At 31.3% G+C, this 17,383-nt stretch carries 17 protein-coding genes; 12 read left to right on the forward strand and 5 right to left on the reverse strand.

Annotated elements, in window-relative coordinates; genetic code table 11:
• Positions 1-80: 80 nt before the first annotated feature.
• Both FNB79_RS12765 and FNB79_RS12770 read left to right on the forward strand, forming a co-directional pair.
• A complete protein-coding gene (locus FNB79_RS12765) occupies positions 81-887 on the forward strand; it encodes a M48 family metallopeptidase (RefSeq protein WP_143381673.1) in 807 nt (268 codons plus the stop codon).
• A 50-nt stretch (positions 888-937) separates the two neighbouring features.
• Positions 938-2,260: an MFS transporter gene (locus tag FNB79_RS12770; RefSeq protein ID WP_143381674.1), complete on the forward strand. Its 1,323-nt coding sequence runs from the start codon at positions 938-940 to the stop codon at positions 2,258-2,260.
• Positions 2,261-2,318: 58 nt separating this feature from the next.
• On the opposite strand, the gene FNB79_RS12775 is transcribed toward FNB79_RS12770, so the two are convergent.
• From FNB79_RS12775 to FNB79_RS12790, 4 genes are read right to left on the reverse strand one after another with little or no spacing between them, the layout of a single operon-like run.
• Positions 2,319-3,053 carry a head GIN domain-containing protein gene (locus FNB79_RS12775; protein WP_143381675.1) on the reverse strand — a complete coding sequence of 245 codons (735 nt, stop codon included), beginning with the start codon at positions 3,051-3,053 and terminating at the stop codon, positions 2,319-2,321.
• A 21-nt stretch (positions 3,054-3,074) separates the two neighbouring features.
• Complete coding sequence (locus tag FNB79_RS12780) at positions 3,075-4,160, reverse strand: hypothetical protein (protein WP_143381676.1); 1,086 nt, start codon at positions 4,158-4,160, stop codon at positions 3,075-3,077.
• Entirely contained in the window at positions 4,138-4,710 is a 573-nt protein-coding gene (locus FNB79_RS12785) for a hypothetical protein (protein ID WP_143381677.1), read from the reverse strand. Before FNB79_RS12785 ends, FNB79_RS12780 begins: the two co-directional genes overlap by 23 nt.
• Positions 4,711-4,722: 12 nt before the next feature.
• Entirely contained in the window at positions 4,723-5,277 is a 555-nt protein-coding gene (locus FNB79_RS12790) for an RNA polymerase sigma factor (protein ID WP_143381678.1), read from the reverse strand.
• Between the two features lie 246 nt (positions 5,278-5,523).
• Here FNB79_RS12790 and lon point away from each other — a divergent pair, with 246 nt between their 5' ends.
• The 3 genes from lon to cmk all read left to right on the forward strand — a co-directional run bounded on the left by lon (position 5,524) and on the right by cmk (position 9,871).
• Positions 5,524-7,974, forward strand: a complete 2,451-nt coding sequence (gene lon, locus FNB79_RS12795) for an endopeptidase La (protein ID WP_143381679.1) — start codon at positions 5,524-5,526, stop codon at positions 7,972-7,974.
• A 188-nt stretch (positions 7,975-8,162) separates the two neighbouring features.
• Positions 8,163-9,182 carry a type IX secretion system protein PorQ gene (gene porQ, locus FNB79_RS12800; protein WP_143381680.1) on the forward strand — a complete coding sequence of 340 codons (1,020 nt, stop codon included), beginning with the start codon at positions 8,163-8,165 and terminating at the stop codon, positions 9,180-9,182.
• Complete coding sequence (gene cmk / locus FNB79_RS12805; RefSeq protein ID WP_143381681.1) at positions 9,182-9,871, forward strand: (d)CMP kinase; 690 nt, start codon at positions 9,182-9,184, stop codon at positions 9,869-9,871. Before porQ ends, cmk begins: the two co-directional genes overlap by 1 nt.
• 54 nt (positions 9,872-9,925) lie before the next feature.
• On the opposite strand, the gene FNB79_RS12810 is transcribed toward cmk, so the two are convergent.
• A complete protein-coding gene (locus FNB79_RS12810; RefSeq protein WP_143381682.1) occupies positions 9,926-10,306 on the reverse strand; it encodes a LysM peptidoglycan-binding domain-containing protein in 381 nt (126 codons plus the stop codon).
• 318 nt (positions 10,307-10,624) lie between these two features.
• Here FNB79_RS12810 and rpsA point away from each other — a divergent pair, with 318 nt between their 5' ends.
• The 7 genes from rpsA (at position 10,625) to FNB79_RS12845 (ending at position 17,381) form a co-directional block, all read left to right on the forward strand.
• On the forward strand, positions 10,625-12,454 hold the full coding sequence (gene rpsA / locus FNB79_RS12815; protein WP_143381683.1) for a 30S ribosomal protein S1: 1,830 nt from the start codon (positions 10,625-10,627) through the stop codon (positions 12,452-12,454).
• Positions 12,455-12,583: 129 nt separating this feature from the next.
• Positions 12,584-13,123, forward strand: a complete 540-nt coding sequence (pyrR, locus tag FNB79_RS12820; protein ID WP_143381684.1) for a bifunctional pyr operon transcriptional regulator/uracil phosphoribosyltransferase PyrR — start codon at positions 12,584-12,586, stop codon at positions 13,121-13,123.
• A 6-nt stretch (positions 13,124-13,129) separates the two neighbouring features.
• Positions 13,130-14,059 (forward strand): aspartate carbamoyltransferase catalytic subunit, encoded by a 930-nt coding sequence (locus tag FNB79_RS12825; RefSeq protein WP_143381685.1) that lies wholly within the window; start codon positions 13,130-13,132, stop codon positions 14,057-14,059.
• Between the two features lie 2 nt (positions 14,060-14,061).
• On the forward strand, positions 14,062-14,394 hold the full coding sequence (locus tag FNB79_RS12830; protein ID WP_143381686.1) for a ribonuclease Z: 333 nt from the start codon (positions 14,062-14,064) through the stop codon (positions 14,392-14,394).
• Positions 14,395-14,396: 2 nt separating this feature from the next.
• Positions 14,397-15,302, forward strand: a complete 906-nt coding sequence (locus tag FNB79_RS12835) for a ribonuclease Z (protein WP_143381687.1) — start codon at positions 14,397-14,399, stop codon at positions 15,300-15,302.
• A gap of 21 nt (positions 15,303-15,323) precedes the next feature.
• On the forward strand, positions 15,324-15,974 hold the full coding sequence (pdxH, locus tag FNB79_RS12840; protein ID WP_143381688.1) for a pyridoxamine 5'-phosphate oxidase: 651 nt from the start codon (positions 15,324-15,326) through the stop codon (positions 15,972-15,974).
• A 156-nt stretch (positions 15,975-16,130) separates the two neighbouring features.
• The gene (locus FNB79_RS12845; RefSeq protein ID WP_143381689.1) at positions 16,131-17,381 is read left to right on the forward strand and encodes a hypothetical protein; all 1,251 of its coding nucleotides are present in this window, start codon (positions 16,131-16,133) and stop codon (positions 17,379-17,381) included.
• Positions 17,382-17,383 lie beyond the last annotated feature (2 nt).

The following is a 17,383-nucleotide window of genomic DNA, read 5'->3' on the forward strand; positions in this document are numbered from 1 at the left end:
GTTTATACTTACATAAGTTTTTCATAAAAAATGTTAAATCTATACTTATTAAAAAATTTTATAAAGAAAAAGAAATAGTTATGAATTCAATTTCTCGTATTTACATTATAGCTTTACTATTAGTATTTGGCTCTTGTGCTACAAATCCATTTACAGGTAAACAAACTATGGCTTTTGTTAAAAACGATAATTTATTTGCATCATCTTTCAAACAATATGATGCTTTTTTAAAAGAAAATAAAGTAGTTAAAGGCACAGAAGATGCTTCACGTATAACAAGAATTGGTCAACGTATTGCAACCGCTGCAGAGCGTTATTTAAATGCAAATGGTTATGCTGGTTATTTAGATGGATACAAATGGGAATACAATTTAGTTGAAGACGACACCAAAAATGCTTGGTGTATGCCAGGTGGTAAAATTGTATTTTATACAGGTATTTTACCTGTTGCCCAAACAGATGCTGGTATCGCTGCAATTATGGGGCATGAGGTGGCACATGCTTTAGCAAATCATGGACAGCAACGCATGAGTGCTGCTTACATACAACAGGGAATCGCAATTACAGGGAATATAGCACTTACAGATCAGGAAAGTCGTGATATGTTTAATCAGTATTTTGGAATAGGCTCTACCGTTCTAGGAACTTTACCATTTAGTAGAAGTCATGAATCTGAAGCCGATAGAATAGGAATTGTACTTATGGCTATAGCAGGCTATAATCCAGAAGCTGCCCCTAAATTATGGACGCGAATGGAAACAAGCAGTACCCCAGAGTTTTTAAGTACACACCCTGCAAATGCAAGTCGTATATCTGAATTGACTAAACTCGTTCCAGATGCAATAGCAGAAGCAAAAAAGTTTGGTGTTACTTCTTTTACAGACTAATAAAGTAACAATTTAAAAGCCTGTTATCTTTTATATATTATATATTTTAAATGAAAACACATCCAAAGGGGAGTAAGAAATTATTAAATGCTTGGGCATTTTACGATTGGGCAAACTCTGTATATACCTTAACCATTGCCTCGACAATATTTCCCATTTTTTATGGTGCATTATTTTCTACAGACACTAAGCAAGTTCATATTTTTGGTACTGATGTAAAAAATACGGCTTTAATATCATTTATTACAGCATTTGCTTTTCTTGTTATTGCATTTATGTCTCCGATACTTTCTGGTATAGCTGATTTTATAGGTAATAAAAAAGTATTTATGAAATTTTTCTGCTATACTGGTGGTTTAGCTTGTATAGGTTTAAATTGGTTTAGCTTAGATTACATCTATTTAAGTTTAACTTTTTATTTTTTAGGTTTAATAGGGTATTGGGGAAGTCTAGTTTTCTATAATTCATATCTACCAGATATTGCTTTTCCTGAACAACAAGATCGTATTAGTGCTAAAGGCTTTTCATTAGGTTATATTGGTAGCGTTTTGTTATTAATTTTTAACCTAGCAATGGTTATGAAACCTGATTTGTTTGGCATTAGCGGTACTGAAGGTGAAGCTGCAATGAAAGCCATGAGATACTCTTTTATAACCGTAGGAGTATGGTGGATTGTGTTTAGCCAGTATACTTATTATATTTTACCAAAAGGAGCTAAAACCGGGAATAAAGTAACTAAATCTGTATTGTTTAATGGCTTTAAAGAACTTAAAATAGTATTTAGAGCCATTAAAAGTAATGTGCGTTTAATACGGTATTTAAGAGCATTCTTTGTATATAGTATGGCTGTGCAAACCATTATGTTAGTCGCTACATATTTTGGAGAACAAGAAGTAGATTGGGGTGGAGAACAGGAGAAAACTATGGGGTTAATTGTTAGTATATTAGTTATCCAAATTGTTGCTATTGTTGGCGCTTTTTTAACCTCTAAAGCTTCTGCTAAATTTGGAAACATACAAACTCTTATTGTTATAAATTTTATTTGGATGGGACTATGTTTTTATGGCTATTTTGTAAAAACACCTACTCAGTTTTATATTACAGCAATGTTTGTAGGTTTAGTAATGGGAGGTATTCAAGCCTTATCTAGATCTACTTACTCTAAGTTTTTACCAGAAACAAACGATACAACGTCGTACTTTAGCTTCTTTGATGTGTCTGAGAAAATAGGTATTGTAATAGGTATGGTAATTTATGGTAGTATAGATCAAATAACAGGTAGTATGCGAAATGCCATTCTATTTTTATTTATTTTCTTTTTTATAGGTATTATATTATTATACCGTGTACCTAGAACAAAAAACATTCAATAACACTATAAACAAAAAAGCATCCTTAAAAAGGATGCTTTTTGCATAATATAAATTGTGTTTATTGCATTTCTATACTTCCAGAACCCGATACCTTAACGTCTTCTTCTTTAGGATTGCCTTTATATTCTATATCTCCAGAACCAGAAACGCGTCCTTTAAAAACTTCTATACTGACTACTTCTGCATCACCAGAGCCAGTTACTGAAGCATCTGTGTTTTTAGAAATTAAACCAAAACCATGAAAATCTCCAGATCCAGTTACATTAATATTTAAATTTTCTGTTTGCCCCTTTAAAGTTAAATCTCCTGAACCTGTAACGCTACTTTCTACCGATACCGTTTCAATATCTAATATTATATCTCCTGATCCTGTAAGTGACACATTTAAGTTTTCAGCATTAATTACATCTTCATTAATTATATCTCCAGATCCAGTTAATGATACTTTAGTAAGATCTTCAAAAGGAATAGTAATTATAATATCTCTGTTATTACTTGGATTAAGGTTAACACCATCTTCTGTTTTTACAATTAAAGTATTGCCTTGTACTTCGGTTAAAATATACGGCACTAAATTAGATTCTCCTTCAACAGTAATTTTACCTTCTGTACCTTTTACAAGAATATAATTCATAGAGCCTGCACAACTTACAATATCATAACCCGATGTAGTTCTGTGATCTGTAATAAAATCACCATTACCTTGAATGCCTTTACTTATGCTCACACAAGATGTTAGACTAATAATTGCGACAACTAATAAACTGATTTTTTTTAATATGATGCTTTTCATAGGTTTAATAAGTATTTGTAGTTAATTTTTTATAAATGAAATGTTTCCGTAATCCGAATCGATTTTTATGTTATTTCCTGTGTTGGCTTCACCGTAAAACCCTTTATAATATTTACCACTAGACTCAATGCGTTTTACATTAAATTCAAAGCCTTCTTGATCACGTAAATCGGCATAATCTAATTCTAATTCAAAATCGAAAAAAAAATGCGGATCGTAACCTATTTTAATACCTACATAATCTGAGTCGATGTACACATTATTTGCACTTGCAGTCAGGTTTTTAATTTTTATTGAGCCATAATCGGCATCTATATTTACAGATTTATAGACATCTCCTATTACCACTGTTAAATAATCGCCTTCACCTTTAAAATGATTTACCATATCAATAGTTAGACTTCCATAATCGCAGTTATACTTTACATTTTCACCTATTTCAACTTTACTGTTGGTGTAATCGGCTTCAATCAATAAATCTTTTGTTTTAGCTACTGTAAATCCACTATAATCCGCATTTATAATACCACTTTTTATGTATTCAAAATAAGAATTAGAGGTATAATCAAACTCAATTTCATTATGATCTGCCATTAATTCCTTAGTTGTAATTTTTCCATAATCGCAATTAATTTTAGCACGTCCTTCAAGTTTATCTAAATTAATGGCTCCGTAATCATTTTTCAGATTTACACTGTTTGTTATAGGTATTTTAACAACATAATTTATTTTCATATTTACATTATCTGAACCATTCCAATCCCACCATTTTGATTTTGATTTTGTAAAAATAGTTTTAGCAGACACATAAGTAGGTGATGCATTAAATGTTACTGAAATATCTTCAAGTTTATTTTGCACTTTATCAGAGTCGTTACCGTTAGTGGTTATAGTAATTTCAAATACTATACGGTTTTCATTCCAAGTTATAACATCTAGATTTCCGTAACTATTATCAATACTTAAAGTAGCATTACTGTTCACGTTAAATTCCTTTTTTATGACTTTTGTTTTTGTGTGTTTAGCTTTTACTGGAGTATTGGCTAACACCATTACAGGCATGAGTAAGAGAAATAAGATTAATTTATATGGTATTTTGATTATCATTTGATATATTTTTTAACTGTTTAACATTATCTATTGTTTCTAGAACATTTTCTAAAATTTCAATCCGGTTTTGAAAATTAGAAATCATAGCGTAAATAACACGTTTATCATGACCGCTATTGGATAAGTCTAATTTTAATTTATTATAATCGGCTTCTAGTATGTTTAATTGTTTTAAAGCGTCTTGTATTAAAGGTTGTACTTCTGGAGCATTTTCTTTTTCTAACTGTTTTAATTCCTGAGAAATTGTAGCATTAAAAAAACTTTGCGTTTTTGCCATTTCTGGAGAAACACTTGCTAAATCTGTTGTGTTTTCGGCTTTATTAAAAATAAAGGTTAATGTAATTAGCAATATAACAGTAGCTGCTACAGCCAAAAATGGTTTTACAAATACAGCATGTTTGTGTTTTATTTCAGGTGGCAACTCCGTTACATGCTGGTTTTTTAGCTTGGCTAAAAACCGATCTTTATGATGAGCATCAGGTGTTTCTACATCAAAATTACCTTGTAACGTTTTAAACAAATCGTCTAAATTAGTATCTGGTTTCATAGTCTTTATCTTTTAAACAACACGTTGTAATTTTTGTCTTAAGCTTTCTTTTGCTCTAGAAATTGTGGTGCGACAATTGGCATAACTTACATTCATTATTCCCGAAATTTCTTCATAATCATAACCTTCAATTAAATGTAAAGTAAGCGCTATTCTATAATTATCTTTTAGTGAATTCATGGTTTTTAAAATCAAATTCGCTTGTGCTTTAGCATCTTGATCTTGTATAGGATCTACATATGTGTCTTCTACTTTGTACATAACTGTATCAAATGGGACATCTTCATATTTATTATTTTTATTAAAGTGATGAATACTGTTATTAATAACAATGCGTTTAAGCCATGCACCAAATGTTTTAATATCGTTTAACGATTCTAATTTTGTAAATGCTGTTAAAAAAGAATCTTGCATAATATCTTCGGCTTCAAAACTGTTTTTTACAATTCTAAAAGAGGTATTATACATGGCTTTATAATATCTGTTATAAACTTCCAATTGCGCAGATTGGTCTCCAGTTTTACAAAGCGTTATAAGTGTATCAATATGTGTGTTGGCTAGTAACAACTACTATAAATAATAAATGGTTTATATTAAGATGAAGGTATTACATTATTGTTACAGTTTTTAAACTAAAAGTTTTATAATTTTCATGAACTTGGCATATTAATTGAAAAATATATACCACTAACAATATTAAACACAGTCATAATTGGCTGATTTGCAGAAATATAATTATTTTGTAGTTTATTAATAAAAATAAAACAATCTGTTGTGTAAATAAATTAATGACAGATTGACTTAAATATATATATGAAAAAATCTAATTTTTTAAGTCTTGACAGTTTGTCATTTCAGGAGTTCGATGAAAATTCAGAATTAATACCTTTAATGACCCCAGAGGACGAAGAAGAAATAAATAAAGAACAACTTCCAGACACTTTACCAATACTCTCGTTACGTAATACGGTGTTATTTCCAGGCGTTGTCATTCCAATTACAGCTGGGCGCGACAAATCTATTAAACTTATTAATGACGCCAATGCCGGAGGTAAAGTCATAGGTGTCGTGTCTCAAAAAGATGAAACTATTGAAGATCCAAGTGCAAAAGATATTTACGAAACCGGAACTGTTGCGCGCATTTTACGTGTTTTAAAAATGCCTGACGGTAATACAACCGTCATTATACAAGGTAAAAAACGTTTTAAAATTAACGAAGTAACAACTGAAGATCCGTATTTAAAAGCAACCATATCTGAAGTTCCTGAAATAAGACCTGCAAATAAAAATAAAGAGTTTCTTGCAATTATAGAATCTATTAAAGAATTATCACTGCAAATTATTAAGGAAAGTCCAAGTATTCCTACAGAAGCTTCTTTTGCTATAAAAAACATTGAAAGCAATTCGTTTTTAATAAACTTTGTAGCCTCTAATATGAATTTGTCTGTTAAAGAGAAGCAAAGTCTTTTAGAAGCTAACGATCTTAAAGAACGTGCTTTAGAAACGTTACGTTATATGAATGTTGAGTTTCAGAAATTAGAACTTAAAAACGACATCCAGTTAAAAGTTCAAAGTGATATGAACCAGCAACAACGCGAATATTTCCTACATCAACAAATGAAAACCATTCAAGAAGAATTAGGTGGTGTGAGTTATGAAGAGGAAATTGAAGAAATGAGAACCCGTTCTAAAGAAAAAAAATGGGACGAGACTGTTGCGAAACACTTTGAGAAAGAGTTAGCTAAAATGCAACGTATGAATCCACAAGTTGCAGAATATTCTATACAACGTAATTACTTAGATTTATTTCTAGATTTACCTTGGAATGAATTTAGTAAAGATAAATTTGATTTAAAGCGTGCCCAACGTATTCTAGATCGTGATCACTATGGTTTAGAAGATGTGAAACGTCGTATTATTGAATATTTAGCCGTTTTAAAATTACGTAACGATATGAAATCACCAATTTTATGTCTTTACGGGCCTCCAGGTGTTGGTAAAACCTCTTTAGGAAAATCTATTGCCGAAGCTTTAGGACGTGAATATGTGCGTGTATCTTTAGGTGGTTTACGTGACGAAGCAGAAATACGCGGACACCGTAAAACATATATTGGGGCTATGCCTGGACGTATTTTACAAAGTCTTAAAAAAGCAGGAACCTCTAATCCAGTGTTTGTATTGGACGAAATAGATAAGTTATCTAATTCTCACCAAGGCGATCCTTCTTCTGCGTTGTTAGAAGTTTTAGATCCAGAACAAAATAGTGCTTTCCACGATAATTTCTTAGAGTTGGGGTACGATCTTTCTAAGGTTATGTTTGTAGCCACTTCTAATAGTTTAAACACCATACAACCAGCATTATTAGATCGTATGGAAATTATAAATGTTACAGGATATACTATAGAAGAAAAAGTTGAAATTGCAAAACGACACTTAGTTCCTAAACAAATAAAAGAACACGGATTAACAGAGAAAGATATTAAAATAGGTAAACCACAATTAGAAAAAATTGTAGAAGGTTATACCAGAGAATCTGGAGTTCGTGGCCTTGAAAAGCAAATTGCTAAAGTAGTACGTTATGTGGCTAAAAACATAGCGATGGAAGAGGAATATAATGTAAAAATTTCCAACGAAGATATTATTGAGGTTTTGGGCGGTCCAAAATTAGAACGCGATAAATACGAAAATAATAATGTGGCCGGAGTTGTTACAGGTTTGGCGTGGACACGTGTGGGTGGTGATATCCTCTTTATAGAATCTATTTTATCTAAAGGTAAAGGTAATTTAAGTATTACCGGTAATTTAGGTAAAGTTATGAAAGAATCTGCAACAATTGCAATGGAATATATTAAAGCAAATGCAGAAGAATTGGACTTAAATCCAGAAATTTTCGATAAATATAACGTACACATTCACGTTCCAGAAGGTGCTACTCCAAAAGATGGACCAAGTGCTGGTGTAACAATGTTAACTTCTCTAGTGTCTTTATTTACACAACGTAAAGTAAAAAGTAGTTTAGCAATGACAGGTGAAATTACACTACGTGGAAAAGTTTTACCTGTTGGCGGAATTAAAGAAAAAATTCTAGCAGCAAAACGTGCCAGAATTAAAGACATTATGCTGTGCGAAGAAAACCGACGTGATATTGAAGAAATAAAACAAGAGTATTTAAAAGGTTTAACATTCCATTATGTAACTGAAATGAGTGACGTTTTAAAAATTGCTTTAACAAATCAGAAAGTAAAAAACGCAAAAACATTATAGTTTAAATTTTAAATATTACTTTATTATATAATCACAAAAGCATCTGAAACTTTATAGTTTAAGATGCTTTTGTCTTGTAAAAGCTAAGTATAATCGAATAACACCACTTCTAAAACATTATACAACTCTAAAAAATATAATTAATAAATCAACGTTTTAAACTCAAGATTTATTTAATTTGCAACTGTATGAGGCGAACATTAGCATTATTTTTTATGAGTTGTTGTAGTTATGTCGCATCCGCTCAATTGGGTGGAGAGTCAACTTATCAATTTTTAAATTTAGTGTCTTCTCCGCGCCAAGCTGCTTTAGGAGGTAAAGTACTTACCAATGTAGATTACGATGTTACACAAGCGTTATACAATCCTGCAACTATTAATGTTGAAATGGATAATCAGCTTGCCTTAAACTACACAAGTCATCTTGGTGTTGTGGGTTACGGTACAGCAGCTTATGCTTATACTTACGACAGACGTACACAAACACTTCATGGTGGGATTACTTATGTAAATTATGGTGAATTTCAAGGGTATGACGAAGATGGTAATGAAACCGGAACATTTACAGGAAATGAAGCTGCCTTATCTTTAGGATATGCTACACAAATTGGAGCATCAGATTTTTATGTTGGTGCCAATGTTAAATTTATCACATCGTCCTTAGAACAATATTCTTCTATGGGCGCAGCACTAGATTTCGGAATTTTATATGTAGACCAGAAATTAAACTTTAATGCTGCTTTAGTAGTACGAAATTTTGGAACACAAATCACTACCTATGCAGGACAAAACGAACCCTTACCCTTTGAAATAGATTTAGGTTTTTCTCAAAAACTAGAAAATGTGCCAATACGTTGGCATGTCACCTTAGAGAATTTACAAGAATGGCCTATAGCAGTTTCAAATCCTGCTCGCGTAGAAACAGATTTAGAAGGAAATCAAACCGAAGAAGAAGTAAGTTTTGTACAGAATGTGATGCGACATACCATTCTAGGAGCAGAATTATTTCCAGATAGTGGTTTTAATATCCGATTAGGGTATAATTTTAGAAGAGGAGAGGAGTTGCGTATTATAGACGAACGAAATTTCTCAGGCTTGTCTGCTGGTATCGGAATTAAAATGAATAAAATGCGATTTAGTTACACTTATGCCAAGTATTCAAGTGCAGCAAGTTCAAACTATTTCGGAATAAATATAGATTTACAATAATGAAAAAAATAACAATTGCTATTGATGGGTTCTCGTCAACAGGGAAAAGTACTATTGCTAAATTAATAGCAAAATCTTTGGGCTATATATATGTTGATTCTGGAGCAATGTACAGAGCTATAACTTTTTTTGCAATGCAAAACAATCTGATTTCTAAAGATCATTTTGACAAGGATAAACTAATAGCATCTTTACCACAAGCACAAGTGTCTTTTAAATTTAATGACTCATTAGGATTTGCAGAAGTTTATTTAAATAATCAAAATATAGAGAATAATATACGTACGCTAGAAGTGTCTAATTTAGTTAGTATCGTTGCTGCAGTTCCAGAAGTTAGGGCACAATTGGTAAAAATTCAAAAGGAAATCGGTCAAGATAAAGCAGTAGTTATGGATGGTCGTGATATAGGTACTGTAGTATTTCCTGATGCCGAACTTAAAATATTTATGACCGCATCTGCTGAAACTCGAGCATTAAGACGTTATAATGAATTAAAAAATAACGGCGAAAACATAACCTTTGAAGCTGTTTTTGAAAATGTACAGAAAAGAGACCATTTAGACAGTACACGTGCAGATTCGCCATTAATTAAAGCTGAAGATGCTATTGCTATAGACAACTCTAATGCAACCATTGAAGAACAATACCAAAACATCATCAAATTAATAGACAACATTATTAATAAGTAACAAAAAAAGAGTATTCATACTATGAATACTCCTTTTTTATATTTTAAACTTAAATTAAAGGTTTGGTATAATTAATTCTTGATCAGGATGTATTAAATCTGGATTTTTAAGAATATCAGAATTTGCTTTAAAAATTGTTTGGTATTTAGAAGCATCTCCATAATATTGTTTAGCTATTTTACCTAAAGTTTCACCACTTTTAACAGTATGTCTATGAAAAACACTAGTATCTTCAACAGTAATATTAGCCATAATATCTGTAGGGTTTTCACCTCCAATTGCTTTAATTTTATCCCAAAGTAAATTCTTTTCATATTGAGTTTTAGCCATTCCTTTAACTTTTAAAACCCCATTTTCTTCAGAAACATCTCCGTTTTTAATATTTAATGCTTCTCCTAAATCTAGAACATCTTGGTATTTTGCTTTTGCTGTCATAATAATTTGTATTTTTTTCTAATCACAATATATTAATTTTCTTTCAAGTTCCTGTTATTTTTTTAACAAATAGAAGTTAATATTAAACAACTAATTTTCAGTTATTTAAATTAAATTACAAAAATTAGGCTATATTAAAAAATATAATTAATTTTGCACTCCTTTTAGCGACAATTGGAAAGATAAAAGGAAAAGAAAATATAGTTATAACACTTCTATGTGGTCGTCGCTTAATTCTTCCAAAGACATATAGGATACAAGATGTAATGCAGGTGTAAGTAAAACTAAAACGCACATGTATTATTAATTTTTTATTAAATGGCTGAAAAAGCAAAACAAGCTGAAGTTGAAGCAACTGAAGCACAATCTGTAGAAGCTCCAAAAGTATCTGAAGCTCAAGCAAACCCTGAAAAATTCTTAGCAGACTTTAACTGGCACAACTACCAAGAAGGTATTGATGAAGTTGAAGATTCTCAATTAAAAGAATTTGAAAAATTAGTAGCAGAAAATTTCGTTGACACTTTAAATGACGAAGTAGTAGAAGGAACTGTAGTACACATTTCTGACCGTGATGCTATTATTGACATTAACGCTAAATCTGAAGGTGTAATTTCGTTAAACGAATTCCGTTACAACCCTAACTTAGCTGTTGGTGACAAAGTAGAAGTATTAATTGATGTGCGTGAAGATGCAACTGGACAATTAGTATTATCTCACAGAAAAGCTCGTGTAATTAAAGCATGGGATCGCGTAAATAACGCTCATGATACTGGTGAAATCGTTAACGGTTTTGTTAAGTGTAGAACTAAAGGTGGTATGATCGTTGACGTATTTGGTATTGAAGCATTCTTACCAGGTTCTCAAATCGATGTTAAGCCAATTAGAGATTACGATCAGTATGTAAACAAAACAATGGAATTTAAAGTTGTGAAAATCAACCACGAATTTAAAAACGTTGTAGTGTCTCATAAAGCGCTTATTGAAGCAGATATTGAAGAACAGAAAAAAGAAATTATTGGTCAATTAGAAAAAGGTCAAGTATTAGAAGGTGTTGTTAAAAACATTACTTCTTACGGTGTATTCATCGACCTTGGTGGCGTAGACGGATTAATTCACATTACAGACCTTTCTTGGTCTAGAATTAATCACCCTAACGAAATCGTTGAATTAGATCAAAAATTAAACGTTGTTATTCTTGATTTCGATGAAGATAAATCAAGAATCCAATTAGGTCTTAAGCAATTATCTAAGCACCCTTGGGATGCATTAGGTGAAGAAGTTAAAGTTGGAGACAAAGTAAAAGGTAAAGTTGTTGTAATCGCAGATTACGGTGCATTTATTGAAGTAGCAGAAGGTGTTGAAGGTTTAGTTCACGTTTCTGAAATGTCTTGGTCTACACACTTACGTTCTGCTCAAGATTTCGTATCTGTTGGAGACGAAGTTGAAGCAGTAATCTTAACTTTAGATAGAGAAGAGCGTAAAATGTCTCTTGGAATTAAGCAATTAACTCCAGATCCATGGACAGATATTACATCTAAATACCCTCTAGGTTCTAAGCACACAGGTATTGTACGTAACTTTACAAACTTTGGTGTATTTGTTGAATTAGAAGAAGGTATCGATGGATTAATTTACATCTCAGATTTATCTTGGACTAAGAAAATTAAACACCCATCAGAATTCTGCTCTGTAGGAGACAAATTAGATGTTGTAGTATTAGAATTGGATGTTGAAGGACGTAAATTATCTTTAGGTCACAAACAAACAACTACTAATCCATGGGATAAATACGAAACTGAATTTGCAGTAGGTACTGTACATACAGCTACTATCTCAGACGTTGTAGATAAAGGTGCAACTATTGATTTTAACGAAGATATCGTTGCTTTTGTTCCTTCACGTCATTTAGAAAAAGAAGATGGTTCTAAATTAGGAAAAGGAGATTCTGCTGAATTTAAAATTATTGAATTCAACAAAGAATTTAAAAGAGTAGTGGCTTCGCACACTGCTATCTTTAAAGAAGAAGAGATTGCAAATGTAAAAGCTGCTGTGAAAAAACAAACAGCTGCTGCTGCAGAATCTAAACCAACTTTAGGTGATGCTAATGATGCTTTACAAGCTCTTAAAGATAAAATGGAAGGAAAATAATTTTTCTAACTGTTTATAATTTAAAAAGCCTTCCAAGTTTGGAAGGCTTTTTTTATGTTTTATAGTTTAAGAAATCCCAAGTATTAAATATTTACATTACCTTTGTTTAGCAAATATGTTTAAAACAATATGAGTCAAAAAGTGTTACTTAATGCTACAGAGGTAAACATCATTCTTCATCGATTGGCTTGTCAACTTATTGAAAAACATAACGATTTTTCCAATACCGTTTTAGTAGGTTTACAACCTAGAGGTACGTTTTTAGCTAAACGATTGGCCAAGATTTTAAAAGAGGAGTATAAGATTAAAGATCTTAAATTAGGACTTTTAGATATAACTTTTTATCGTGATGATTTTAGAAGAAGTGACAAACCTCTTGAAGCAAATACCACAGATATAAGCTTTGTAGTAGAAAATAAAAACGTTGTTTTTATAGACGATGTATTATACACAGGACGTAGTATTCGTGCTGCTCTTACTGCTATACAATCTTTTGGGAGACCCGAAGAAATTGAATTATTAACGTTAATAGATAGACGTTTTAGTAGACATTTACCCATACAACCCAATTATCGTGGCCGACAAGTAGATGCAATTAATAAAGAAAAAGTAATAGTACAATGGCAGGAGCAAAGCGAAGAAGATGCTGTGTACTTAATAAATAATTAGAATAAGATGAGCGAATTAAGTGTAAACCACTTACTAGGTATTAAATATCTTAACAAAGAAGATATTCAGTTAATTTTTGAAACTGCCGATCATTTTAAAGAAGTTATTAATAGGCCCATTAAAAAAGTGCCTTCACTTCGTGACATTACCATTGCCAATCTGTTTTTCGAAAATTCAACACGAACCAAGTTATCTTTTGAATTGGCAGAGAAACGACTATCTGCAGATGTTATAAATTTTTCAGCTTCTCAATCTTCTGTAAAAAAAGGAGAAACGTTAATAGATACCGTAAACAATATTTTATCTATGAAAGTAGATATGGTTGTTATGCGTCACCCAAATCCTGGTGCTGGTGTATTTCTCTCTAAACATGTAAATGCAAGTATTGTAAACGCTGGAGATGGCGCTCATGAACATCCTACACAAGCTTTATTAGATTCCTACTCAATACGTGAACGTTTAGGTGAGGTTGAAGGGAAAAATGTAGTTATTGTTGGAGATATTCTGCATAGTAGAGTAGCACTTTCAAACATTTATGCATTACAATTGCAAGGGGCAAATGTTATGGTTTGTGGACCAAAAACTTTAATTCCTAAATATATTGATAAATTAGGCGTAAAAGTTGAAACAAATTTACGCAAAGCTTTAGAATGGTGCGACGTAGCAAATATGCTTCGTGTGCAAAATGAACGTATGGATATTAGTTATTTTCCTTCTACAAGAGAATATACACAACAATTTGGAGTAGATAAAGCATTACTAGATAGCCTTAATAAAGAAATTACCATTATGCACCCAGGACCAATTAATCGTGGGGTAGAAATAACAAGTGATGTCGCAGATTCTAAACAAGCAATAATTTTAGATCAAGTACAAAATGGTGTAGCCATTAGAATGGCTGTAATTTATTTATTAGCTTCAAAAATAAAACAGTAATTATGATTTTAAATACAGAAAGTAACATTACAATTGTTACTGCAGAAAATGAAACTCCTACTCAGTTAATAAAAAAAATGGAGGATTTGTATTCAAAATTTAAAAACAATAATGTTATTGTAAATCTAATGTCTTTAAACAAACTGACATTAGAACAAATTATTGAATTTCTTCAGATTTCAAATACACACAGAAAAGCAAAACATTCGTTTGTTTTAGTTTCAGACAAAACAGATTTAGATCAATCTATTGAAGAAATTGTTATAGTACCAACACTTCAAGAAGCTTACGATATTATTGAAATGGAAGAGATGGAACGTGATTTAGGTTTTTAATTATGCAATTAACTATTCTTGGTTGTCATAGTGCAACACCACGTATTTCTGCACACCAAACGTCTCAAGTATTAGAGATAAAGAATAATGTGTTTTTAATTGATTGCGGCGAAGGTACACAAGTACAATTAAGAAAATATAAGGTTAAATTTAACCGTATAAAACACATCTTTATTTCACATTTACATGGCGATCATTATTTTGGATTAGTAGGTTTAGTTTCTACATTTAGACTCTTAACACGGGAAACCGATTTACATATCTATGGCCCTAAAGGACTGGAAGAAGTTATTACATTACAAATGAAACTTGGCGGATCTTGGACCAATTTTAAACTCATATTTCACGAATTAACTTCTAAAGAATCTGAACTAATTTATGAAGATGATGCTGTTGAAGTTCACACCATCCCATTAAAACATCGTGTTTACACTAACGGGTTTTTATTTAAAGAAAAAGAAGGCGAACGAAAATTAGACATGAATGCTATTTTAAACGATAACATTGATGTTGCTTATTACAGAAAACTAAAACAAGGTGGAGATGTATATAATGAAAATGGTAAATTAATAAAAAATGAAACTGTTACATTACCTCCAAAAAAACCAAAAAGTTATGCCTTTTGTAGTGATACTGTATATACAGAATCTATAATTCCCATAATTAAAGATGTAGATTTGTTATACCATGAATCTACATTCTTAGAAAAGCATGAACAAAATGCCTTTCCTACTAAGCATTGTACCGCCAAACAAGCTGCAAGTATAGCTAAACAGGCAAATGCAAAACAACTAATATTAGGCCACTTTTCGACCCGATACGACGATTTAACCGAATTTAAAACCGAAGCCCAAGAAGTTTATGAGGCAGTAGATATTGCTGCTGCAGGTAAAGTTTTCAAAGTTTAATGCCGCTTTAATTTTTTAACTATGGAAGAACAAGATTTAAGTAATTATAGAAAAGTTTACAATAAAAAAGAACTGTTAATTAAAGATACTCCAGAGAATCCATTAGAACTCTTTAGAACTTGGTTTTTAGAAGTTGATCAGCATTTTTTAGAAGACGAAACAAATGCCATGACTGTTTCTACTATTGGATTAGATGGATATCCTAAGAGTAGAGTAGTATTATTAAAACGCTATACCTACGAAGGATTTATCTTTTATACCAATTACCAAAGTGAAAAAGGAAAAGCAATATTAGCAAACCCTAATGTTTGTCTATCTTTTTTTTGGCCTAAAGCAGAACGCCAAATTATTATTAAAGGTGTTACAGAAAAAATTGCTGAAAATTTAAGTGATGGTTATTTTGAATCTCGCCCAAGAGGAAGCCAATTAGGTGCTATAGTTTCTCACCAAAGCGAAGTTATAGAAAGTAGAGATGTTTTAGATTCTAAATTAAAAGATTTAGAACATAGCTATGAAGGTAAAGACATTGAAAGACCAGATTATTGGGGCGGATTTATTGTAAAGCCAGTAGAATTAGAATTTTGGCAGGGCAGGCCAAACAGATTACATGATCGTATTCGGTACAAGCTAGAGGACAATTTCGATTGGAAAAAAGAGCGTTTATCACCATGATCTAAACTTTAAAATACATTTCATTTTACAAATTCAAAATACTGTGTTTTATACTATAGTTAATCTTTTTATATTCAAAACTATAAGAATTGACATATAGTTAATGTTATTTTAATTAATTTTACTTATAATTAACTACCTATAAAACAGTAAATTATGAGTTGTATTAATCGTATCATTAACATTGCTTTTGCAGTATTGATAACGATTAACGCGTCTTCATGTAAAGACAAGCAAAGTATTAATTTATATAATAATACACCTGATACACTTGAAGTATCGACCATCTACCAATCCGTCGACAAAGACCGAGAATTAGCTGTATATGTAAATCCAGAAAATAAAAATGGATATATAACAGTTATAGATTCTAAAGACAATAAGGCTCACCTCTTAAAACGTATAGACAGTCCAGATGGTATTACATACAAGAGTAACGAAGAATTTATATTATGGACTAAAGGAGGGGACTTTACATGGAGTAAATCAGGAACTCTAATAACAAAGGGCCATTTAAAAACTACCCAAATACAATTAGAGCAAATTAATTCTAGTCCTAAATTTCACAAAACTAGTTATGGCAATTATGTGAGTTCAGATTTTTCGACTAATACTAATAGTTCAAATTGGATTGCTATTACTATTAAACCAATTAATCAATTTAAATCTAAAATCACCGTGCGTTCTAAATCTAATAAAAATGATAACACTTGTAATTTTGATGCCATTGGTACTGTAGTAGATAACAATATCTTAAAAGTAACAGAAAACCATAGAATATTGAAATTTACGTTTGGTCCTAATACTGTTAACATTGTTGCTGTACAAGATGACCATTTAGAAGCCTTAGTCCCTTTTTGTAATGGTGATCTGAATGTAATTGGAACTTACTCTAAATACGATGGTGAATTAGATACCAATAAAATCGACCATACAGCCTATTTAAAGACTTTATTTTACAATAATGTAATTTATACAATTAAAAAACAACAAGAGGTATTAACACTCCAGATTGATGGTATAACTTCAGAATATGCTGTAATTTATAATATTCCTGGAGAAATTATTAATGCTGAAATAGACGATTTAAATAATGACACATTTCCAGAAATATTAATTTATTCAGCTTCAGGAATGCATAAAATAGGGCAGGTCTATGGATTTTCAATACATGATGAAAAATCTATAAGTAAAATCAATATTTCTAAGACTGATGAATATCTTGAAGCCCATTCCGGATACCTTGGTTACGACGAATTTGCAATGGTTGAAGGTACATTTATACAGCGATTTCCTGTTTATGAAAATAATGTCGCTACAGGGTTAACCAGACAAATTCAGTATACTCTAGAAGGGAAACATGAGGCTACTAAATATTTGGTGGTCGATAAAGTTATCGAATATTAAAA

This window comes from Formosa sediminum (genome assembly GCF_007197735.1).
GTDB classification, from domain to species: domain Bacteria; phylum Bacteroidota; class Bacteroidia; order Flavobacteriales; family Flavobacteriaceae; genus Formosa; species Formosa sediminum.

Bases quoted from the DNA above. Each gene is read 5' to 3' on its own strand.
- FNB79_RS12785 (WP_143381677.1), bottom strand. From the start codon at position 4,710: ATGAAACCAGATACTAATTTAGACGATTTGTTTAAAACGTTACAAGGT.
- FNB79_RS12830 (WP_143381686.1), top strand. From the start codon at position 14,062: ATGATTTTAAATACAGAAAGTAACATTACAATTGTTACTGCAGAAAAT.
- FNB79_RS12765 (WP_143381673.1), top strand. From the start codon at position 81: ATGAATTCAATTTCTCGTATTTACATTATAGCTTTACTATTAGTATTT.
- rpsA (WP_143381683.1), top strand. From the start codon at position 10,625: ATGGCTGAAAAAGCAAAACAAGCTGAAGTTGAAGCAACTGAAGCACAA.
- FNB79_RS12770 (WP_143381674.1), top strand. From the start codon at position 938: ATGAAAACACATCCAAAGGGGAGTAAGAAATTATTAAATGCTTGGGCA.
- FNB79_RS12825 (WP_143381685.1), top strand. From the start codon at position 13,130: ATGAGCGAATTAAGTGTAAACCACTTACTAGGTATTAAATATCTTAAC.
- porQ (WP_143381680.1), top strand. From the start codon at position 8,163: ATGAGGCGAACATTAGCATTATTTTTTATGAGTTGTTGTAGTTATGTC.
- pyrR (WP_143381684.1), top strand. From the start codon at position 12,584: ATGAGTCAAAAAGTGTTACTTAATGCTACAGAGGTAAACATCATTCTT.
- FNB79_RS12845 (WP_143381689.1), top strand. From the start codon at position 16,131: ATGAGTTGTATTAATCGTATCATTAACATTGCTTTTGCAGTATTGATA.
- lon (WP_143381679.1), top strand. From the start codon at position 5,524: ATGAAAAAATCTAATTTTTTAAGTCTTGACAGTTTGTCATTTCAGGAG.
- FNB79_RS12835 (WP_143381687.1), top strand. From the start codon at position 14,397: ATGCAATTAACTATTCTTGGTTGTCATAGTGCAACACCACGTATTTCT.
- FNB79_RS12810 (WP_143381682.1), bottom strand. From the start codon at position 10,306: ATGACAGCAAAAGCAAAATACCAAGATGTTCTAGATTTAGGAGAAGCA.
- FNB79_RS12780 (WP_143381676.1), bottom strand. From the start codon at position 4,160: ATGATAATCAAAATACCATATAAATTAATCTTATTTCTCTTACTCATG.
- FNB79_RS12775 (WP_143381675.1), bottom strand. From the start codon at position 3,053: ATGAAAAGCATCATATTAAAAAAAATCAGTTTATTAGTTGTCGCAATT.
- pdxH (WP_143381688.1), top strand. From the start codon at position 15,324: ATGGAAGAACAAGATTTAAGTAATTATAGAAAAGTTTACAATAAAAAA.
- cmk (WP_143381681.1), top strand. From the start codon at position 9,182: ATGAAAAAAATAACAATTGCTATTGATGGGTTCTCGTCAACAGGGAAA.